3 protein-coding genes are annotated in these 4,172 nt (G+C 70.0%); all 3 read left to right on the plus strand.

The features are described 5' to 3' along the window. Positions 1–372 precede the first annotated feature (372 nt). On the plus strand, positions 373–786 hold the full coding sequence (locus G6048_RS47030; RefSeq protein WP_165345745.1) for a DUF3499 domain-containing protein: 414 nt from the start codon (positions 373–375) through the stop codon (positions 784–786). 197 nt (positions 787–983) lie between these two features. Then, positions 984–2,600: an L-lactate permease gene (locus G6048_RS47035; protein WP_165345743.1), complete on the plus strand. Its 1,617-nt coding sequence runs from the start codon at positions 984–986 to the stop codon at positions 2,598–2,600. 114 nt (positions 2,601–2,714) lie between these two features. Further along, complete coding sequence (locus tag G6048_RS47040) at positions 2,715–4,079, plus strand: phosphomannomutase/phosphoglucomutase (RefSeq protein WP_165345744.1); 1,365 nt, start codon at positions 2,715–2,717, stop codon at positions 4,077–4,079. The last annotated feature ends 93 nt before the right edge of the window (positions 4,080–4,172 follow it).

Below are 4,172 nucleotides of genomic sequence, written 5' to 3' on the forward strand. Positions count from 1 at the left end.
GGGCGATACGGGGGGTACGGGGTTGTCCATCACTGACGAAGCGTAGTCCTCGTACGCTCGAGGTGCCCGGCCTCCACGCGGCTGCCCGACCGCCTCCGCGAGGCAGCCCGACCTCCATGGACCGGTCCCGCCGCACGCATGCGGCCGCCGCTGGGCATGTCGCTTGATGACCATTCCAGCCAAGCTTGGGCTCGTTTCCGTATCTCTACGAACCGTCGAACTCACGGCAATTGACATGGTTTGCACCAAGTGGTGATCAGATCCCAGCCGTCCGGTATTTCGGCCAGGAACGTACGCGCAGGTCAGCCGGACTCGTGCGGATTTTCGTGTGGCTGGTGTCACAGCACGACACGGTGGGGTGACCTCGGGAAGATCCGTCGCGGCCCGCTCAAGAGTGCGGTACCGTCCAACGTCGTGAGCCCTGTACGTCGCTGTTCGCGCACCGCTTGCGGCCGCCCCGCCGTCGCGACGCTGACGTACGTCTACGCCGACTCGACCGCCGTCCTCGGCCCGCTCGCCACCTATGCCGAACCCCACTGCTACGACCTGTGCGCCGAGCACTCCGAGCGCCTCACCGCCCCGCGCGGCTGGGAGGTCGTCCGGCTCGCCGACGGCTCCGCTCCCTCCCGCCCCAGCGGCGACGATCTGGAGGCGCTCGCCAACGCGGTGCGTGAGGCGGCCCGGCCCCAGGAGCGTGCGGCGCAGGCCGGCGGGGCGCGCGGTGCGGACCCGATGGAGGTCGCACGCCGCGGCCACCTGCGGGTGCTGCGCTCGCCGGAGTCCTGACGTCCCCTCCGGCTCCTGACCTCACCTCCGGTCGCCCGTGTCTGACGGGAACTTCATTCTGTGCGCTTACGGTGCGCATTCCCACCCGTGCTGTATGGGCATTGCTGCACAGGCATTGACGAGCGCTTGTCGCGGACACGACCATTCCCCCACCCGCGAGAAATCCTTTTCCGCATCGCGGAATCCGGGGAGGTTCTGTGTACGTCCAAGAACTGGAGCCCGTGGCCGATTCCCTCGGCCTGTCCGCGTTAGTCGCGGCCTTGCCCCTCGTTCTCGTCCTGGTCCTGCTCGGCGGCGTCCGCATGAAGGCGCACCTGGCCGGACTGATCGGCCTCGCGGCGGCGGCCCTGGTCGCCGTTCTCGCGTACGGCATGCCCTTCGGCCAGACGCTCTCCAGCGCCGCACAGGGCGCCGTCTTCGGCCTCTTCCCCATCCTGTGGATCGTCGTCAACGCCCTGTGGGTGTACCGGATGACCGTCCGCACCCGACACTTCGACATCCTGCGCCGGTCCTTCGGGCGGCTTTCCGACGATCCGCGTATCCAGGCCCTCGTCGTCGCGTTCTGCTTCGGCGCGCTCCTGGAAGCCCTCGCGGGCTTCGGCGCCCCCGTCGCGATCTGCTCCGTCATGCTGGTCGCGCTCGGCTTTGAACCCGTCCGCGCGGCGGTGGTCGCGCTGGTCGCCAACACCGCGCCCGTCGCCTTCGGCGCGATGGGCACGCCGGTCGTGACGCTCGCCCAGGTCACCGGACTGCCCCTGGACTCGGTGGCCTCCGTGGTGGGCCGTCAGACGCCGCTGCTGGCGCTCGTGGTGCCGCTCGTGCTCGTCGGCCTGGTGGACGGGCGGCGCGGACTGCGTGAGACCTGGGTGCCGGCGATGGCCTGCGGAGTGGCCTTCGCCGTAGCCCAGTTCGCGGCCTCCAACTACGTCTCCGCCCAACTCGCCGACATCGGTGCCGCCCTGGCCGGAGCGGGCGCCCTGGTGGCGATGCCCCAGGCACGCAGGCCCGCCGCCGAGCCCGTACGCGTGGCCGTCCTGACCGGCGTACGCAGTGAGGACCTGGACGAGGAGGACCCGCGTCCCGAGGTGGTGCGGGCCTACGCCCCGTACGCCCTGATTGTCGCGATCTTCTCCGTGGCCCAGATTCCGGCGGTGAAGGACTTCCTGGCGAAGGCGACCCGCACCTTCGACTGGCCCTTCCTGAACGTCGCGGACCCGGACGGGGAGCCCGTCAGCGGCAACGTCTTCTCGTTGCCGATCATCTCGACCGGCGGCACGCTGGTGCTGCTCGCCGGGGTGTGCACGGCGGCCGTTATCGGGGTGCACGCGCGCGTGGCCGTCAAGGAATGGGTGGCCACCGTCCATGAGTTGAGGTTCGCGATCCTCACCGTGACGTCCGTCCTGGCGCTCGCCTACGTCATGAACCTCTCCGGGCAGGCCGCCACCATCGGCCACTTCGTGGCGGCGGCCGGCGCGGGGCTCGCCTTCCTGTCGCCGGTTCTGGGGTGGTTCGGTGTCGCGGTCTCCGGGTCGGACACTTCGGCCAACGCACTCTTCGGCGCCCTACAGGTCACCGCGGCACGGGAGTCCGGGCTCTCGCCGGAGCTCCTCGCGGCCGCCAACAGTTCGGGCGGCGTCCTGGGGAAGATGATCTCGCCGCAGAACCTGACCATCGCGTGCGCGGCCGTCGGCCTCGCGGGCCGCGAAGGGGACCTGCTGCGCAAGGTGTTGCCGTGGAGCATCGGGCTGCTGCTGGTCATGTGCCTGATCGTGGTCGGGCAGAGTTCCGTCGTACTGGAGTGGATGCTTCCGTAAGTCCGGGCGCAGTCCCGATGCGATCTCTCGGCGATCTCTCGGAGACCGACCGGTCGAGTGTCAGTACGGGCGGGTAGTTTGAGGGCATCGATGAGGAATCCAGGAGGGCCGGCCGTGGCTGCTGATCTGTCGCAGATCGTGAAGGCGTATGACGTACGCGGGGTGGTCCCGGACCAGTGGGACACGCCCCTGGCCGAGCTGTTCGGTGCGGCCTTCGCGCAGGTGACAGCCGCGAGCGCGATCGTGGTCGGGCACGACATGCGGCCCTCGTCGCCGGGCCTGTCGCGGGCCTTCGCGCGCGGGGCGGCGGCGCGCGGCGTCGACGTGACCGAGATCGGACTGTGCTCGACGGACCAGCTGTACTACGCGTCGGGGGCGCTGGACCTGCCGGGCGCGATGTTCACGGCCTCGCACAACCCCGCGCAGTACAACGGCATCAAGATGTGCCGGGCGGGCGCCGCCCCGGTCGGCCAGGACACCGGCCTCGCCGAGATCCGCGAACTCGTCGAGACCTGGGCGGACTCCAGCGCCCCGGAGCCGGCGGCCACACCGGGCAGGATCTCGCAGCGCGACACGTTGGAGGATTACGCGGCGCACCTCCGCTCGCTCGTCGACCTGACCTCCATCCGCCCCCTGAAGGTAGTCGTCGACGCGGGCAACGGCATGGGCGGGCACACGGTCCCCACGGTCTTCGCCGGCCTGCCCCTCACCCTCGTCCCGATGTACTTCGAACTGGACGGCACGTTCCCGAACCACGAGGCCAACCCGCTGGACCCGGCGAACATCGTCGACCTCCAGAAGCGCGTACGCGAAGAGGACGCCGACCTCGGCATAGCCTTCGACGGCGATGCCGACCGTTGCTTCGTGGTCGACGAGAACGGCGGCCCGATCACGCCGTCCGCGATCACCGCCCTGGTTGCCTCCCGCGAGCTGGCCAGGCACGGCGGCAGGGGCGCCGTCATCCACAACCTGATCACGTCGTGGTCGGTCCCGGAGGTGGTCCGGGAGAACGGCGGCACGCCCGTACGCACGCGCGTGGGCCACTCGTTCATCAAGGCCGAGATGGCCAGGACCGGCGCCATCTTCGGCGGCGAGCACTCCGCGCACTACTACTTCGCCGACTTCTGGAACGCCGACACGGGCATGCTCGCCGCCCTCCACGTCCTCGCGGCCCTCGGCGGCCAGGAGGGCCCGCTGTCGGGCCTGGTCGCCCAGTACGACCGCTACGCCGGTTCCGGCGAGATCAACTCCACGGTCGACGATCAGGAGGCCCGCCTCGCCGCGATCAAGACCGCGTACGAGGGCCGCGACGATGTCACCCTCGACGAACTCGACGGCCTGACGGTCTCCGCCGCCGACTGGTGGTTCAACGTCCGCGCCTCCAATACGGAACCCCTCCTCCGCCTGAACGCAGAGGCCCGCGACGAGGCAACGATGACGAAGGTTCGGGACGAGGCACTGACGATCATCAGAGGCTGAGCGCCCACCCGGTCCTCAAGCGCCGGACGGGCTGATTTTCAGCCCGTCCGGCGCTTGAGGACGAGGCCGTCAGGCCGATAACGGGGGTCTGGG

This window comes from Streptomyces ureilyticus, assembly GCF_011045025.1.
Classification (GTDB): Bacteria; Actinomycetota; Actinomycetes; order Streptomycetales; family Streptomycetaceae; genus Streptomyces; species Streptomyces ureilyticus.